Below are 16,613 nucleotides of genomic sequence, written 5' to 3'. Positions count from 1 at the left end.
TGGACATAAGCTGGACATAAGCTGGACATAACCTGGACATAAATTAATCATAAATAAAAAAGAGGCGAAAGAAAAAAGAACAAATAATATTTAAAGATAAAGATATTAAGTAAAAGTAAAAAAATAGAGATGCCAAATGTCCAACTTTCACAAAGTCATAAGTCTTTTCTTCTATATATCAAAATCTTATTAAAAGACAAATAATAGTAACTGTAATTGTAATTTTTGAACTTTATACTATTATCTTTTAAAAAGCTCCGGCTGGGCTTAATAGATAAGGACTTCTACCCCCTACCTATCTTATTACTCCTAACTAAACACTCCTATGCATATTACTCCTATGCCTACTAATCCATCTTAAAAAGTTATTAAACATATTTTTAGTATAAAGAATAAGAACTTACTCAAAATAATAAAACTACCATAAACACATTCATTATGCTTCAGTATATAGAATCAAAAATTTTTCTTGCCTTATTCTGTAAATCAGGAAAAATGATTTTTTAAGAAAAGTAGATTATTTAATAAATAAAACAGGATAGAATTAGTCCTATCTCTGAAAAAGAAGGAGTTTCAAATGAAACGAAATCTAATAGTTATAGCATTAATATTGCTGAGCACGGTTATTCTTTTCGCTCAACCTTATGCTCAGACCATTTTCTTTAGCGAATATGTGGAAGGTTCTTCCTATAATAAAGCTCTGGAAATTTTTAATGGTACTGGCGCTCCAGTTGATCTTTCTCAATATACCATAAAACTGGCATCAAATGGTCAAACCTGGAGCACTTCAAACTATTTAACTCCCACAGCGATTCTGCAACATAATGATGTATTTGTAATAGCTCATCCTCAAGCCAGTGCTGCCATTCTCAGTGTTGCTGATGTGACTTCAAATGTAGTAAATTATAATGGTAATGATTGTGTAGGACTTTTTTTAGGGACTACTTTGATTGATATCATTGGTATATATCAGAATGATCCCGGAACGAATTCTGGATGGAATGTTGCTGGTGTTCCCGCTGCCACACTGAATCACACATTAATCCGTAAGCCGACTGTTATTCAAGGTAATACAGATTGGACTATCTCTGCTGGAACTAATGAAGATGATAGTGAATGGATAGTTCATCCTCAAGATTATATAACGGATCTGGGAATGCATACCTTCACACCAGGTGGTGGTGATATAACTGCTCCTCCTGTCTTCAATCCTTCTGGAGGGATTTATACCTCTCCAGTCACTGTCACCATAACCTGTGCCACACCCAATGCCAGCATTTATTATACTATGGATGGAAGTGTTCCAACTCCTTCATCAACTCTCTATACAGCACCCATCACTATCTCAGTCACAACCACATTAAAAGCCATTGCTATAGCTCCAGGAATGAGTAATAGCTCTGTCACCACTGCTATATACACCTTTCCTTTGACCGTTCCCAATTTAAGTACACTCCGTTCACAACCAGCAGATGGTGTAACAGTATATCAAGTTACCGGAGAAGTAATTTTAACCTTCCAGCAAAGCTTTCGTAATCAGAAATATGTACAGGATGATGATGCGGGAATCCTTATTGATGATAATAATGGCGTGATAACTACTACTTATAATATAGGTGATGGGATAACTGGTTTAACTGGAAAAATTAGTGAGTATGGAGGGATGCTACAATTTGTTCCTGTGGTTAATGCTGGTCCTGCCACTTCTACAAACAATCTCATCGTCCCAATAATTGCCACTTATCAGCAATTGATAGATGATTTAGATACTTTTGAATCCAGAGTAGTCAAAGTTTTGAGTGTTAATTTTACTAATCCCAGTGGTAACTTTGCCAATGGAACAGTCTATCCAACCAGCGATCCCACTGCTTCCTATAACATTAGAACCACTTTTTACGATGTGGATTACATAAATACTCCAATTCCAACTACTACCAAAGATATAACCGGTATTCCTAATTCAAGGACAGAGGGAGATTATTTCACTCCCAGAAGCTTAAGCGATTTTTCTGATCCTGCTGGACCTGTTGCTGCTCCTGTGTTCAGTCACCCTTCAGGATACTACTGGGAAAGTTTCTTTCTAACTATAACCTGTTCCAATCCCAATGCTAATATATATTATACCTTAGATGGAAGCACACCAAATCTTAATTCAACACTATACACAGCTCCCCTAACCATTTCCAGCACTACAACGGTTAAGGCAATAGCCTATATAAGTCCTGCTGAATATTCTGCCGTCACTTCTGCCACCTATACTTTCCCAGTGATGGTAAACAATCTCGCTGCTTTACGTCAATCACCTTTAAATGGACTATATCGTTTGACTGGCGAAGTTTTAGTTACTTTCACTCAAAGCTATCGTCATCAAAAATTTGTGCAGGATTCCACTGCTGGTATCTTGATTGATGATAACAATGGAATTATAACTACTGTTTATCAAATCGGAGATGGAATCAATCATCTAACAGGAACATTAACCGAATTTGGAGGTATGCTGGAATTAGTCCCTGTAGTAGATCCCGGTACACCCAGTTCTACTGGAAATACAATCACTCCCATAGACATTGATATACTCCAGTTTCTGGATGATTTTGAGACCTATGAATCCAGATTGGTAAGAATCTCTGACATTAGATTTTTTGAACCGACCGGAACTTTTGCTAATGGGCTTGCCTATTTATTGATAGATGCAACAGGCGATAATACTGCCTTCTTCCGTACCACATTTTATGATGTGGATTACATTGGCTTGCCGGTCTATTCCTATTTATTAAATATTGTGGGAATCCCCAATTCCCGCACAGATGGAAACTATTATACTGCAAGATATAAAGCTGATTTCCAGATATCGGAGCCCTTGCCTCCTTTAGTATTTACTCATACTATATTAACTCCAAGTGCCCTTGAAATCACGGTCGGATTTGAGACTGAAGCCAATGTTGTTCTTCCAGAAGGTTTAACTGGCTATAAGATTTATCGTGATAATGAAGTAGTTCATACAGCACCAGCGTCAATGATGATAACCTGGCAGGATATTTCTATTCCTCTGGGAACTCATATCTATTACGCCACAGCACTTTATGGAAATGTAGAAAGTGATACTACTTCCTCTTTCACTTTCATTGTTTCAGGTATTAATGATAATCCTCCCCTAACACCTCATACCTACCTTGGTCAAAACTATCCCAATCCTTTCAATCCCAGCACTGAAATCCATTTCTCACTTGCAGAACCTGGAAAAGTGATTATAGATATTTATAATCAGAAAGGCGAATTAGTACGTAATCTGTTAAATGGTAATTTTACAGCTGGAAATAATAAAGTTTTCTGGGATGGTTTAGATAATCAGGGGAAAATTGTAAGTAGCGGAGTATATTATTATAGAATGCGAAATGGTGCTTATTCCAGCACTCGTAAAATGTTGTTACTAAAATAAGGAGACAGTAATCTAATGAAAGCTATTATAAAACGTTGGGGGTTATTTTTAGCGATTAACTTCCTTGTCTTGCTGGTATTAGGAATAATACTTCAGCTTTTAAGAATTAATCCCAATAACGTAATATCGTTATTAATTTATTGTGCCATATTCGGTTTTGCTGGTTCATTTATCTCGTTATTCCTTAGTAAACCTATGGCAAAATCGTCTTATCGGATAACACCGATAACTCGTCAAAATGCCACAGGAAAAGCACTTGCGTTGTATGAGATGATAGAACAGATGGCTGCCTATAAACACATCAAAATGCCTGAGGTAGGAATTTATCCTTCACCAGATAACAATGCTTTTGCCACAGGAGCCTCTCGTAATAATTCTTTGATTGCTTTTTCCAGTGGAATAATGGAGAACCTGAATATTGACGAACTGGGTGCAGTCGCAGGTCATGAAATGACTCATATCACTGAAGGAGATATGGTCACTACGACGCTTTTGATGGGGACTATAAATACTTTTGTCATTTTTATCTCCCATCTTCTGGCTATAATTCTAAGTGGTGGAAGAAATAGAGAACAAGGCTTTGGAAGAGGAACTCAGTTCTTTTTTGCTATCTTGATACAGAATATTCTGATGATTTTTGCCAATATTGCCATTTGTGCTTACTCTCGTCATCGTGAGTATGTTGCTGATGCAGGATCTGCCAGATTAACCTCTCCTGTTCAGATGATGATAGCTCTGGAAAAGATTAGCAATAAATTCGTGCCACCTACAAAAAAAGATGCTTATACTATTGCCAAAATCAACTATAAAGGATCCGCCACGCTTTTTTCCACTCATCCTCCAATTGAGAAAAGAATAGAAAGACTCCGTAGAATGATGGAAAAGGAAGGTTCTCGTTAAGCTAAGTATAGAAAAAATTGCTGCTGGAGGATTTGGAATAGGATACGGTGAGGGGAAAACTATATTCGTTCCCTACACGGTTATTGGAGATGTGGTAGAAGTTCAGTTAGTGACCCGAAAAAAAGATGTGGCTTTCGCCAAAGTCCAGAAGTATATCACCAGAGGTCCTGGCACAATTGAGCCACCTTGTCCTTCTTTTGGACCACCTTTTTTTTGTGGAGGTTGTGACTGGCTGAATCTTTCCTATGAAACGCAGTTAAAATATAAAACAGAATTGGTAAGAGAACAAATTCAATCTCTAAAACCCGGGATAGATATACCGGAGACCATTGCCTCCCCAGTAACTCAGTATTATCGTAATAAAGCTTTTATGCCTGTAGGAAAAGGGAAAAATGGACTGGAATTTGGAATTTACGAACGCTGGTCACACAAAATAGTTCCTCATAAAACCTGTTTCTTACATCCTCCTGAATTTGACCTTATAGCACATCGTTGTCTGGAATTGATGGATAATGCAAAAGTCCAGCCTTATGATGAAACATCTCATATAGGAACTTTAAGACATATCGGTTTCCGATGTTCCAAAGATAAAAAACAGATACTTATGATTCTGGTTACCAGAAGTGCTAAGCTACCTTTCAGCAATTTGTTGGTAAAGAAATTGACCTCTGAATTTCCTCAACTTTCCGGAATCGTCCAAAATATCAATCGTGAAAAAGGAAATGTTATACTTGGTAATGAAGAAAAAATTCTCTATGGCAATCCTTATATAAATGAAGAAATAAACAATTTAAAATTCAGGATACATTATAAGTCCTTCTGGCAAGTCAATTCTGCTATGTTGCAACTTATTATAAAAAATATAAATGGTAAAGTGCAACCTGAAGACACTGTCTTGGATACCTTTTCTGGTATTGGAGTCTTAGGTTTATCTCTGGCAGCTAAAGTACGAGAGGTTTTTTGCATTGAAGAATCATATGATGCCATTGAAGATGGAAAATTCAACTGTCAATTAAACAATATATCTAATGTAACTTTTCTTAATGGGAAAACCGAAGATACACTACCGGTAATACTTAATTCTCCTGAAAAATACACATCTAAAATCCCTGAGGTAATAATTCTTGACCCACCAAGGACAGGAGTTCAAAAATCAGTTCTGGAAGAAATCATTAAAGCACAATTATCACATATTCTTTATCTCAGTTGTTCTCCTATTACATTACGTCGGGATTTGAACATTTTACTGGAAAGTGGTCTTTATGAAATTATCAGCATTCATCCTTTTGATATGTTTCCTCAAACCTGGCATATTGAGACTCTGGTAGAATTGAAATATAAAAAATGAAAAAGATTGGAATTTTACTACTGCTCATTATCATTAGCCTCTGTGCTTGTGACACAAATTCCACTAAACCGGATGAGGAAGAGATTAGAAATATAATTTATGACATCTCTCGTGATTTCTGCTGGAATGATATTAACGGGATAATGGAATATGTGCATAAGGATTTTAGGCATAATGGGATGTATCGTGATGAATTAAGATTACTCTGGAATGAGCGTCGGAACAAATATCAACTTCTAAATTGCGACATATCACAGATATATATTCATAATGAATATGCCACTGTCTTTATGACTATGACCTATCAATCAGCTACTGAAACTGTCACTTTTTTTGAACCAGACACTTTTGGTGATGCTTCCTATTATTATTTTGATAAAGGAAGATGGCAAATATATGGTAATCAAGAGTGGAAGAGTAACAAAATCAGAGGGCGGTAAAAGAAAGACCGAAAAAGATACTTAATTCATCATTTTTTCTATGATAGCAGGTAAAAAGGCAAAATATAGGAGAGTAGAATGTGGAAAGATAGAAAATAAATCAATTTTTTGCCTTGACAATAGGATAATTTAGAAATTTATGGGCAAAAATATATAATTTAGGTCCAGTAACTCAGCGGTAGAGTATCTGCCTTTTAAGCAGAGAGTCGTTGGTTCGAGTCCAACCTGGATCACCATAGCGACCCCTTCGTCTATCGGTCAGGACACAAGATTTTCATTCTTGTAAGAGGGGTTCGATTCCCCTAGGGGTCGCCATTTTTATGTGTTTGAGATAGTTAGTCCCGTTCGTCTAGTGGCCTAGGACTCGTGATTCTCAGTCACGCAACAGGGGTTCGATCCCCCTACGGGACGCCATTCAGACTTTGGCAGAAAAAGAAAAAGAACTGAAGTGAGATGTAATTATTTCTAACACGGTGATGGTTAAAATGAAAGACGAAAATAAAATGCCGGATTTGGAACCGGAGATTTTCCCGGATCGGCGTATCAAAATCAGTTTTGAAAGTCTGGGTAATCTGCACAGCTTTAAGGTGCAACCCTGGCTATTATATGTTATTTTACTCGTCATAGTAATTGGAATTATATTCCTTTTTGTCGCTGCTTTCCGTGGACCCGATAAAGAAAACCTCAACAAAATTCACCGCTTAGAAACAGAAAATCAATATCTGCAAAGTGAACTGGAAAAATTCAATGTACAACTGGATTCAATTAACGCTTTGCTTGATTCCCTGAGGGTAAAATCCGCTCATAAAGAAATCAATTATCCTTCTTATAGCGATAATCTGCAACCCATCAATAAACTTTTAGTCCATCCTGCACTGGATAGCAAGCTTTCTGCAATAGAAATCAAATTAGAAGTGATAAAAAATCGCCTAACCTATCTGGATTCAAATGGAGTTTCCTCTAAAGGTGATGAGTTAAGTTCTGATGCTCTAAAAAACATACCCTCTATCCTTCCTACCTTTGGTGAAATATCCAGCTACTGGGGTTTGCGTAATCATCCCATTCTGGGTGGAGAAATATGGCATCAAGGAATTGATATTGCCAATCGCACTGGAACCCCCGTTTATGCCACGGCAGAAGGTATTGTCTCAAGAGTGGAATCTGATGATGGTTGGGGTAATGTTATCACAATTGACCATAAAGGTGGCTATAGAACTCTTTATGGGCATCTTTATAGGAGTAAAGTTCATCTTGGTGATATTGTGCGTAAGGGACAGATTATTGGATTGATGGGAAGCACAGGTATGTCCACAGGTTCTCATCTACATTATGGAGTTTATCTTAATGGAGCACCAATAAATCCCAGTTATTATCTGAATAGACAGGACCTCAGTTATTATAATATGGTTAGAAAATGAAGAAAGAAGCGGATACTGCCTGGCTTTTCACTACCACCAGTCCTAAAGAAATATTTTCTTCCTATAAGAACATAGATTACAGCAAAGATTTAATAATTGCAGTAGATGCAGGATTAGAAAGGGTTAATAAATTAGGTATTGAGCCAGACCTTATAATAGGAGATATGGATACATTATCACCTGAACTATTGGAACAGTATCCAAACACTGAAAAAATTAAGTATGATATACAAAAAAATCATACCGACACCGAGTTAGCCATTCTTTGGTGTCTGGAACATAATCTGAAACAGGTTGTTATCATAAATGGATTAACCAATCGTTTTGACCATTCTCTGGGTTTGTTACAAAATCTGGCTTTACTGCATAGTAAGAATGTAACGGCAAGAATAGAATCCGAAAGGCAGGTTGTTTTTTTTCTAACAAATAAATCACATCTTAATGAGTATGAAGGCTGTCTATTATCTCTCTTTGCTTATGGAGGTGATGCGACCATTAAGAATTCGGAAGGTTTATTTTTCCCTTTGAAAAATCTGACGCTAAGCCCTCTGCATACCAGAGGAATAAGCAATAATGTAATTTCTTCTTCCATAACGATAGAGCTTGACAAAGGATTGATTCTGGCTATATTTACTAAGTAATTAGATTATTAGTCAACAAGAAGAGGAGAAAATAGATGCAAGCAGCTCAGGTAAAAGATGAATTCTCACTGGAAGAAGACCTGCAAAAAGTTGAAGAAATAATAAATAAGATGAAAAGCGGACAGTTAAATCTGGAAGAAATGATAAAACTTTACGAAGAGGGAATATCTCTATTGACCAGATGTAAACAAACTCTGGAACAAGCAGAACTTAAAATTAATCAACTTTCAGCAACTTTCAATCAGTCAGAATCTGAAGGAGATAATAATGGATAAAAAAGTGCGATTAAAAAAAGATATGAAAGAAAAGCAGGAACTGGTCAATATCATCTTAGACCGTTATCTTCCTCGTAAAGATGAATATCCTAAAACCATCCATAAAGCTATGCGATATTCTATATTTGCTGGTGGGAAAAGAATTCGTCCATATCTAACTATGAGCACTTATGAAATCTATAGAAAAGAAGTGGACAAAATTGTTCCTGTAGCTGCTGCTATTGAGATGTTGCATACTTATTCTTTAATCCATGATGACCTTCCCGATATTGATAATGATGACTATCGCAGAGGCAAAAAATCTTGTCATATTCTCTTTGGTGAAGGACAGGCACTTCTGGCAGGAGATGCTCTTCTGGTTAGCTCTTTTGATTTAATCACTCTATCTGAAATTAAATCGGAATATAAAGTCAACTTTGTGCGTGAACTGGCAGAAGTCGCTGGAGTGAATGGTTTGATTGGTGGTCAGATGATAGATATTGAGTCGGAAGGAAAGAAAGTGGATCAAAAGACTATAAACTATATCCATAATAACAAGACAGCCAAGCTTATTCAGCTTTCTGTTCGTTTTGGAGCTATAGCTGGAGGTGCACCAGATTCTGAGCTTAAGGCTCTGGAAGATTATGGTGGAAAAATGGGTTTGGCATTCCAGATTGCTGATGATTTGCTGGATATTGAAGGAACACCTGATGAATTAGGCAAAAGTGTAGGTAAAGATAAGATTGAGGGTAAGGCAACCTATCCTTCTGTTTTTGGCATAGCTGCTTCAAAAAGTAAATTGCAGGAATTAATTAAAGAAGCCCGGGAAAGTATTGCCCCTCTTGGTGAAAAAGCTGAACTTTTAGACGCATTAGCCGAATATATGCTAACTCGCAAATCATGAATATCCGTTATAAACTCCTCAATTCGGAGGCTGCTCCACCTAAAAAAATGAGTAGTTCTTGCTCAGGTTGGGATTTAAGTGCTGCTCTTTCTGAACCTTTAATTTTAGCACCAGGTGCCAGAGCAGCCATACCAACAGGTTTAGCTCTGGAAATACCTCCAGGTTATGAAGGTCAAATAAGACCTCGCAGCGGTTTAGCTTTGAATTATGGATTAGGCATAATTAATAGTCCTGGCACAATAGATGCTGATTATCGTGGAGAAATCAAAGTTATTGTAATCAATTTATCGTCGGAAGCTATCACCATTAATCCTTTAATGCGTATAGCTCAATTAGTAATCTGTCCAGTAATAGAGGTTTGCTTTGAAGAGAGTGAACAATTAAATGATAGTATGAGGGCAGATGGAGGATTCGGTCATACAGGGTATTAATAAAGGGCTGTTATATGAATATAGAAGAAAAAATAATAAAACTTAAAAATGAAAAAAATGCCGTTATCTTAGCTCATAACTACCAAATCGTGCCAATTCAGGATTTGGCTGATTTTCGGGGTGATTCATTACAACTTTCCATCCAGGCTAAAAAGAGTCAGGCTCCGTTAATTGTATTTTGTGGCGTTCGTTTTATGGCAGAAACTGCCGCTATTCTTAATCCAGAAGCAAAGGTCATTCTTCCGGTAGAAGATGCTGGATGTCCTTTAGCTGATATGATTAATGTGGAACAACTCCGAGAATTCAAAGCTCATCATCCTGAAGCTAAAGTAGTCTGCTATATAAATTCAAGCGCAGCAGTGAAGGCAGAAAGTGATGTTTGTTGCACTTCCGCTAATGCAGTTCAGATTATCAATTCCTTTCCCGAAGATGAGACCATTCTTTTTGTTCCCGATAAAAACCTCGGAAGCTGGGTAGCCAAAAAAAGCGGGAGAAAGGTTATTGTCTGGGACGGTTATTGTCCCGTTCATCAATGGGGTTTCACTCGTAGAGCTTATGAACATTTGAAAAACCTGTATCCAGATTATAAGATGATAGCACATCCTGAATGTGATGAAGATATCATAGAAGTTGCAGATGAAGTGCTTTCTACCAGCGGTATGGAACGATATGTTAAAGAGCACGATAGATTAATCATTGCCACTGATTCATCTTTCACGGATTATATGCAACATCTCTATCCACAAAAAAAGCTTATTTCGCTTAACACCAGAGCTTTTTGTAATAATATGAGAAAAACCAATCTAAAAAATCTATTAAACGCTCTGGAAAAAGAAGAAACCATTGTAGAGGTTCCTCCTGAAATTTCCGAAAAGGCTTTGTCTGCATTGAATAAAATGCTGGAGCTATCCCACTGAATAATTGCACCCCTGTTATCTTGGATGATAAAGGAACCCTTATTTATCAAGACAAAGATGCTCATGCTATTACCAGTGCACCTATTTGTCTTAAGAATATTGCCTTAAAGCTTTTCCCTGAATATCCTTCTCAATATGTTCTGGATTTAGGAACAGGTTGTGGAATCATTGCTATATCTCTGGCAATGGAAAGACCATCCTGGAAAATAGAAGGTCTGGATATTCTGCCTCATATGATAGAGCTGGCAACTCATAATGCTGAACTTTGTTCCTTGAATATCAAGTTCCAGCTTGCCAATCTTTGCACTTTTACTACGGAAACCCCCTATTCTTTAATTATTTCTAATCCACCCTGGCAACCTCTGGGAACTGGAAAAATTAGCCCCCATCCAGCAAAAAATATCAGTCGCTTTGAACTTATGTGTTCTATGCCAGAAATTTTATCTTTTCTGGAAAGAAATCTTACTTCTGAAGGCAATGCTTTACTGCTCTATCCAGATTTTAGGATTCCTGAACTGCAAACTCTGATTTACAAGACTTCACTTGACATATTTGACCTTATTCCATGTCCTGGCATTGATAAACATTTTATTTGCCATATCCGTTATAAAGGAACTAAAAAATGAACCGGAGCTTTTTCTTTATCCTTATACTGATAACTCTTGTCTTAACAGGATGGAGCTATGTTCACTATCAATATTTAGAAAGTAGAGAATTTCGCCTTAATCAACTTTCTGAATTGCCCATTTTTGTTTATATGGATGACTTGAACCACCTGGAGCAATTAGCCAGAGAACTCCTGGAAACCATCCCGGAAATAGATTCGTTATTCTTAGAATCTGGATTGCAAGCAGCTCAAGAAATGCTCTCTAACTTTCCAGAACTGGGAATTGAACCTAATACTTTAACTGAATATCATTTCCCCAATATTTTAACCATAACCTTCAAACCTATGCTTTCTTCCTTTTCAGCTCGAGATATGGTATTACAGTTTCTTCACGATAATAATGTCCCTTCCAGAGATATAGATGACCAAAATCCAGCCTGGAGTTCAGCTAAAAAGGAATTAGATTTCTTGAATTCTCGCTGGAGTCAAACCACCTTCTTCATTGCCATTACTGTCTTTTTAATGATTGTCTTTGCCAGGCTTTATCTATACCTTCAAGAAGCAATGCATCGTCAGGGTAAATCTCAAACTCTTTTAGAAAAAGTGCGGGCAAGTGAAATCAATCGGTTGCATAATGCTCTTCTTTTAACTTTACCTATTTTGATAAACATTGCCTTATACTATATCTTACTTGCCTTAAACAAGCTCTCACCTTTGATTAACTGGAGCTTTTTCCTCGTGCAATTGATAACTTTAGTTGCTGCCATAATAACTGCTATTCTGGTAAACAATCTATCCTCTCCTGGAAAGGAAAGTTCCAAGATAACAGTAGCTGTTCCAGTTGAACCAAAGATTAATGAATAAAATCCCCAATATCCTGACCTGTATAAGGTTAGCATTAGTTCCAGTTTTCCTTATACTAACCTTCTTCTGTCAAAGTGAAAATCATATCATCTGGGCTTTAATTGTCTTTATTATCGCTTCAATTACAGATTTTCTGGATGGCTATCTGGCACGGAAATGGAAGGTAATATCCGATTTCGGTAAAATTGCTGACCCACTGGCAGATAAACTTATAGTCCTATCTGCTCTTGCCGCTTTAACCTTTTTACCACCCTTTAAATTATTTGTCCTCATTTTTATCATAATTGCTATCCGGGAAATAGGTATAACTATTCTGCGTGAAGTTAGAAAAAAACAAGGTATTGTAATGCCTGCAGATAAACTGGGTAAATGGAAAACTGCTCTTCAAATGATAGGGATTATCCTTGCTCTTTTTTTGTGGGCTTGGTTTCCTGATATTGCATCCACATCTATCATCCGACTTGTTGCTAATATCTGGTTTGCAATAGTTGCTTTGCTTACCGTTTATAGTGGATTAAATTATCTACAAACCATACAGAAGACTTCTTTAAAAGGAGATGAACAATGAAGAAATATTTTTATATTATACTTATTCTAATCCTGCTGTTATTTTCTCTGTTTGGTTGTAAAAAACAGGAAAAATCGCAAGAACCTCAGAAAAATTTCTATACTAAATACCAAAATTTGATTGACCCTTCCAAGCCTATTGCCTTTGGAGATGATAATATTATCTATATCTTTGCGGAAGATAATAATCGTAAAAATGTAGAAAACACCTTACAGACTTCTCTTACTCGGACCATACCAATTATTATTGAAGAACCTTATTTTACTATTGAATTTAAAGACGGTTCAACCATAAATGACTTTACTAACTACAAGAATCTCATCTATTGCGGAACCTTAGATGGTAAAGATAGGGTATCTACTTATATAACTTCAACTCTCGCTCCTGATTATATCAATCTGGTGCGTAAAAATGGTGCAGAAATGTTTGTAGTAAATAACTTCTATGTGCGAGACCAGCTTATAATCTATTTGCTCGCAAAAGATGCACCCACTTTAAAAAATCTGACTATAGAGCGAAAGGAACAGGTCTTTAACTATTTCCTGGAACGATACAAGCAACGTTTGGCTTACCAGGTTTATTTCAATGAAGTAATCGCTGATAATTATTTTGATGATTGGCCCTTCACCATTAAGATACCAGTCCTTTATATGGTTTTTAAAGAGGATAAACCAGGTCATTTCCTCTCTTTTATTTATCAGCCCGCTAAACAAGACTCCAAACAACCAGATAAATATGTATCCGTTTATTATGAATCTATGCCTGAAAACCAAATCTCCGAAGATTGGATTTATCGCACCCGTCAGATGTTAGGTAAAAAATACCTGGATGGCGATGAAATCTACGATAAAAAATACACTACAGAAAAAGTTAAGATAGCAGAATATGATGGCTTAAAGATGTATGGACACTGGATTAATAAGAAACTATCCGGAGGAGTTGGTGGAGCTTTCCAGAGTTTTGCTTTTTGGGATGCAAAAACAAAAACTGCCTACCTGGTTGATAATATCATCTATGCCCCAAATATTACCTATAAACTTCCCTATCTTCTGGAACTGGAAATGGTTTCTCAATCTATCACTATTAAATGAAGCCCTCTTCTAAATATATACTACTTTTATGTATCTTCTTGCTGGCACTATCTTCTGGTGCCAGCAAGTCTATTTATAAAACTTCTCCTGCACCAATTGAGGATTATCGTGCTCTTCAATCTTACACGCTTGCTACCTATTACTATTTTAATGGGAATTATACTGATGCTGATAAATTCTATAAGAAATCCCTAAAATATGATCCCGATGCACCTGCTATCAAAAAACAACTACTATTAAATGCTTTCGCACTCTATCAAAATAAAGGCATATCAGCAAAAAAACTCCAGAAACTAATTTATGACTACACCAAAGAAACTCTTTTAGATGAAGATTTACTCTATGCTGCTTATGACTTTTATAATCATAACCAGAATGAAGCAGAACTCATAAAAATTATTGATGAATTGCAGAACAGGTATCCTTCTCCGCGTGCTTACCTTCAGAGTTTTCTTTTTGAACTGCAATACCATAAAAAAGTTTCACCTGAATATCTTACTAAAGCACAAGAACTGGCTGGAAACAATCCTACTTATTATCCTCTATTGATTAGACTCTGGTCGTTTTTCAATCCCGAAATGGAAAAACAGTCTATACTACGCTATTATGAACTGGATAAAGGAGATCAAGCAAACTCCTTTCTGGCAGAATATATTGTTCGTAAACTTGATCTTGAACTTGCTCATCAGTATCTTTCTTCTCTAAATTATCCTGAAGATAAAGATTATATGCTCTATTTTGCCTCTGCTCAATGGTCTGATCAACCTAATCCACTTTTACCTGATTTAGCAGATTATTTTCTTAAAACTTCAGACTTAGAACTCATTTCAGAACTTGCTCTTTCTGCTCTAACTCAACATCGCTGGGATTTATTTCCTGAAATTGAAGCAGCAGTTGAATCTTCTTATGCACCAGAGGAAGAAAAACAATCTTTGTATTCTCTCTTGTTAGCTTATGCTATCTATACCTCCAATGATATGTCCTTATCGCCCATTGTGGATAAATTAACTGAACTTAAATACTTTGATGCCATTTTTATTTATTATAGCTGTGCAGTGAACCAAAAAATAGACCCAGAAGTCAAACTTCCTGCTGCTAAAGATTATGAGCATTTCATTTCTGAAATTAAAGAGCGCTTACCAGATGAACCTCCAGCTCGTTATCTGCAAGTAATTGCTTCTTCAGAGGTAGAAAATTCCGAACCTTTGGTTTTAGATAGTAAATATATACTCGCTCTATGGCTTCGGGAAAATCATACCCTTTGTCCTGAAGATTATGAATTTATCATCTCCTATTGTCACCTAAAAAAGAATCTTACTGAAGAACGAAACTTCCTGGTAGAAGCCATAACTAATTGGCCTGACTATCCCTCTTTCTATAATGACCTTGGCTATTCTATGCTTATTAATGGAGAAAACGCAGAACAAGCTGCATCTTTGATTCGTAAAGCTCTCACTTATGAACCAGAAAATCCCTTTTTTCTGGATAGTCTTGCCTGGTATTATTATCTAAATGGAAATTACCCTGAATCTTTACATCTTATGTCTATCCCTCAAAAAATGGAAAATATGCCCGCCGAAATTGCCTGGCATCTTGGAGCAATTCATCTGGCTTTAAAGAACTATAAAGATGCTCAAACCTGGCTGCAAAAATGCCTTACTATAGATAACGACCCTGAATCTGAAGAATTAGCTGAAAAAGCTCTGAAACAAATACCCAAATAATCAATCATATCCTCTATCAATAGCACTTAAAATTAACCTTCCTCCTACTATCCGCAATAATAATCTTTACTTTTTTATCTCTATTCTCCGAAAAATAGCATTATTCTATTGACAAATATAAGAACTATCCAATTTTGTTCTCTAGATGTGTTCCGGAATAGCTCAACGGTAGAGCAGGTGGCTGTTAACCACTTGGTTGGGGGTTCGAATCCCTCTTCCGGAGCCATTTTTTTATATATAGACAATTTTAATAGAAAATCTAATCTACTTAAATTATTCTCTTCTTCTTGGAAAATATGATTTCAGTGATTAGCCATTATATTGAACATCTGCTATATATATAATGCCCACATAAGAATTTCTATCTTTATTAATTTGCCATAGAAATTGTATCTCTATATCCATATTTTATTCCATATCATCCCAAAATGAATAGATAATACTCACCTGATAAATAATTTATGTCCACTTTTAGACATAATCTGGACATAAGCTCAGAATTAAGAGACAGGATATCTACCTCTAAATTTGTACTTTAGCATCTTGTTACCTCTACTCCAAATCTTATTAATATCATCCTTCTTTGATTCTCAAAACTTGAATTATATGAATATTATTCTATCACAAATTATTTATAAAAAAAGTATGAATGACCCTACATAATTATAATCATATATCAGTTTTCTTCTTAGATTTGATTAATAAGACGGTCCTAATCCCTAAATAAATCTATATATTTCCAGAGCATGAAAAGTCTATTACGGGAATAACCTGTAATTTCTTTCAACAGACCGAAATTTAAGAATTTCTGTATTAAACTATTAGCGGTAGCAAAACTTATATTAAATTCATTTTTTACTTCTTTAACACTAATAATAGGATTAGAAAATAAAAATAAAAGTAATTTATGGGCTAACTTACATAGCCTTCCAAATCCCATTATTATATTTTCATACTCTTTTCTTATATTCTAAAACTAACCTCTAAAAAAGAAATTTATATTTTAAGTTTGAAGCTGAACTTAAAATAAGGAAATTTATATTTTAAGTTTGAAGCTGAACTTGAAA

General features: G+C 35.9%; 15 protein-coding genes and 4 tRNA genes. All 19 read left to right on the top strand.

All coding sequences use genetic code 11. The annotated features are described in order from the left end of the window. Positions 1–577: 577 nt before the first annotated feature. Entirely contained in the window at positions 578–3,439 is a 2,862-nt protein-coding gene (locus tag E0946_RS04985; protein WP_133201364.1) for a chitobiase/beta-hexosaminidase C-terminal domain-containing protein, read from the top strand. Positions 3,440–3,454: 15 nt separating this feature from the next. Further along, the gene (gene htpX, locus E0946_RS04980) at positions 3,455–4,339 is read left to right on the top strand and encodes a protease HtpX (RefSeq protein WP_133201363.1); all 885 of its coding nucleotides are present in this window, start codon (positions 3,455–3,457) and stop codon (positions 4,337–4,339) included. A 7-nt stretch (positions 4,340–4,346) separates the two neighbouring features. Then, positions 4,347–5,687, top strand: a complete 1,341-nt coding sequence (gene rlmD, locus E0946_RS04975) for a 23S rRNA (uracil(1939)-C(5))-methyltransferase RlmD (RefSeq protein ID WP_133201362.1) — start codon at positions 4,347–4,349, stop codon at positions 5,685–5,687. Next, positions 5,684–6,127 (top strand): hypothetical protein, encoded by a 444-nt coding sequence (locus E0946_RS04970; protein WP_133201361.1) that lies wholly within the window; start codon positions 5,684–5,686, stop codon positions 6,125–6,127. The genes rlmD and E0946_RS04970 overlap by 4 nt, the downstream gene beginning before the upstream one ends. Positions 6,128–6,288: 161 nt before the next feature. After that, positions 6,289–6,363, top strand: a tRNA-Lys gene (locus tag E0946_RS04965). A 4-nt stretch (positions 6,364–6,367) separates the two neighbouring features. Next, positions 6,368–6,442: transfer RNA gene (locus E0946_RS04960), tRNA-Glu, on the top strand. Between the two features lie 23 nt (positions 6,443–6,465). Further along, positions 6,466–6,541 (top strand) — tRNA-Glu (locus tag E0946_RS04955). Positions 6,542–6,612: 71 nt separating this feature from the next. Next, on the top strand, positions 6,613–7,545 hold the full coding sequence (locus E0946_RS04950) for a M23 family metallopeptidase (RefSeq protein ID WP_165942090.1): 933 nt from the start codon (positions 6,613–6,615) through the stop codon (positions 7,543–7,545). Next, positions 7,542–8,186: a thiamine diphosphokinase gene (locus E0946_RS04945; protein ID WP_133201359.1), complete on the top strand. Its 645-nt coding sequence runs from the start codon at positions 7,542–7,544 to the stop codon at positions 8,184–8,186. Before E0946_RS04950 ends, E0946_RS04945 begins: the two co-directional genes overlap by 4 nt. A gap of 35 nt (positions 8,187–8,221) precedes the next feature. Next, complete coding sequence (gene xseB / locus E0946_RS04940) at positions 8,222–8,461, top strand: exodeoxyribonuclease VII small subunit (RefSeq protein ID WP_133201358.1); 240 nt, start codon at positions 8,222–8,224, stop codon at positions 8,459–8,461. Further along, on the top strand, positions 8,454–9,344 hold the full coding sequence (locus E0946_RS04935) for a polyprenyl synthetase family protein (protein ID WP_133201357.1): 891 nt from the start codon (positions 8,454–8,456) through the stop codon (positions 9,342–9,344). The genes xseB and E0946_RS04935 overlap by 8 nt, the downstream gene beginning before the upstream one ends. Further along, positions 9,341–9,775, top strand: a complete 435-nt coding sequence (gene dut, locus E0946_RS04930) for a dUTP diphosphatase (RefSeq protein WP_133201356.1) — start codon at positions 9,341–9,343, stop codon at positions 9,773–9,775. The genes E0946_RS04935 and dut overlap by 4 nt, the downstream gene beginning before the upstream one ends. A 14-nt stretch (positions 9,776–9,789) precedes the next feature. Then, a complete protein-coding gene (gene nadA, locus E0946_RS04925) occupies positions 9,790–10,692 on the top strand; it encodes a quinolinate synthase NadA (RefSeq protein WP_133201355.1) in 903 nt (300 codons plus the stop codon). A 20-nt stretch (positions 10,693–10,712) separates the two neighbouring features. Next, complete coding sequence (locus E0946_RS04920) at positions 10,713–11,318, top strand: methyltransferase (protein ID WP_165942089.1); 606 nt, start codon at positions 10,713–10,715, stop codon at positions 11,316–11,318. Then, positions 11,315–12,163, top strand: coding sequence for a hypothetical protein (locus E0946_RS04915; RefSeq protein ID WP_133201353.1), 849 nt, complete (start codon positions 11,315–11,317; stop codon positions 12,161–12,163). Before E0946_RS04920 ends, E0946_RS04915 begins: the two co-directional genes overlap by 4 nt. Further along, entirely contained in the window at positions 12,156–12,731 is a 576-nt protein-coding gene (gene pgsA / locus E0946_RS04910) for a CDP-diacylglycerol--glycerol-3-phosphate 3-phosphatidyltransferase (RefSeq protein ID WP_207930825.1), read from the top strand. The genes E0946_RS04915 and pgsA overlap by 8 nt, the downstream gene beginning before the upstream one ends. Beyond that, positions 12,728–13,822, top strand: coding sequence for a DUF4837 family protein (locus tag E0946_RS04905; RefSeq protein ID WP_133201351.1), 1,095 nt, complete (start codon positions 12,728–12,730; stop codon positions 13,820–13,822). The genes pgsA and E0946_RS04905 overlap by 4 nt, the downstream gene beginning before the upstream one ends. Beyond that, the gene (locus E0946_RS04900; RefSeq protein WP_133201350.1) at positions 13,819–15,546 is read left to right on the top strand and encodes a tetratricopeptide repeat protein; all 1,728 of its coding nucleotides are present in this window, start codon (positions 13,819–13,821) and stop codon (positions 15,544–15,546) included. Before E0946_RS04905 ends, E0946_RS04900 begins: the two co-directional genes overlap by 4 nt. Before the next feature lie 151 nt (positions 15,547–15,697). Then, positions 15,698–15,772: transfer RNA gene (locus E0946_RS04895), tRNA-Asn, on the top strand. Positions 15,773–16,613 lie beyond the last annotated feature (841 nt).

The organism is Candidatus Syntrophosphaera thermopropionivorans (genome assembly GCF_004353895.1).
GTDB lineage: Bacteria > Cloacimonadota > Cloacimonadia > Cloacimonadales > Cloacimonadaceae > Syntrophosphaera > Syntrophosphaera thermopropionivorans.
Note: the sequence above shows the minus strand (reverse complement) of the source record. Positions and strands in the feature narration are given on the sequence as shown.

Coding starts and splice junctions, on each gene's coding strand:
- E0946_RS04900 (WP_133201350.1), top strand. CDS start 13,819: ATGAAGCCCTCTTCTAAATATATACTACTTTTATGTATCTTCTTGCTG.
- xseB (WP_133201358.1), top strand. CDS start 8,222: ATGCAAGCAGCTCAGGTAAAAGATGAATTCTCACTGGAAGAAGACCTG.
- E0946_RS04905 (WP_133201351.1), top strand. CDS start 12,728: ATGAAGAAATATTTTTATATTATACTTATTCTAATCCTGCTGTTATTT.
- E0946_RS04945 (WP_133201359.1), top strand. CDS start 7,542: ATGAAGAAAGAAGCGGATACTGCCTGGCTTTTCACTACCACCAGTCCT.
- E0946_RS04950 (WP_165942090.1), top strand. CDS start 6,613: ATGAAAGACGAAAATAAAATGCCGGATTTGGAACCGGAGATTTTCCCG.
- E0946_RS04970 (WP_133201361.1), top strand. CDS start 5,684: ATGAAAAAGATTGGAATTTTACTACTGCTCATTATCATTAGCCTCTGT.
- dut (WP_133201356.1), top strand. CDS start 9,341: ATGAATATCCGTTATAAACTCCTCAATTCGGAGGCTGCTCCACCTAAA.
- htpX (WP_133201363.1), top strand. CDS start 3,455: ATGAAAGCTATTATAAAACGTTGGGGGTTATTTTTAGCGATTAACTTC.
- E0946_RS04935 (WP_133201357.1), top strand. CDS start 8,454: ATGGATAAAAAAGTGCGATTAAAAAAAGATATGAAAGAAAAGCAGGAA.
- pgsA (WP_207930825.1), top strand. CDS start 12,156: ATGAATAAAATCCCCAATATCCTGACCTGTATAAGGTTAGCATTAGTT.
- E0946_RS04985 (WP_133201364.1), top strand. CDS start 578: ATGAAACGAAATCTAATAGTTATAGCATTAATATTGCTGAGCACGGTT.
- E0946_RS04915 (WP_133201353.1), top strand. CDS start 11,315: ATGAACCGGAGCTTTTTCTTTATCCTTATACTGATAACTCTTGTCTTA.
- nadA (WP_133201355.1), top strand. CDS start 9,790: ATGAATATAGAAGAAAAAATAATAAAACTTAAAAATGAAAAAAATGCC.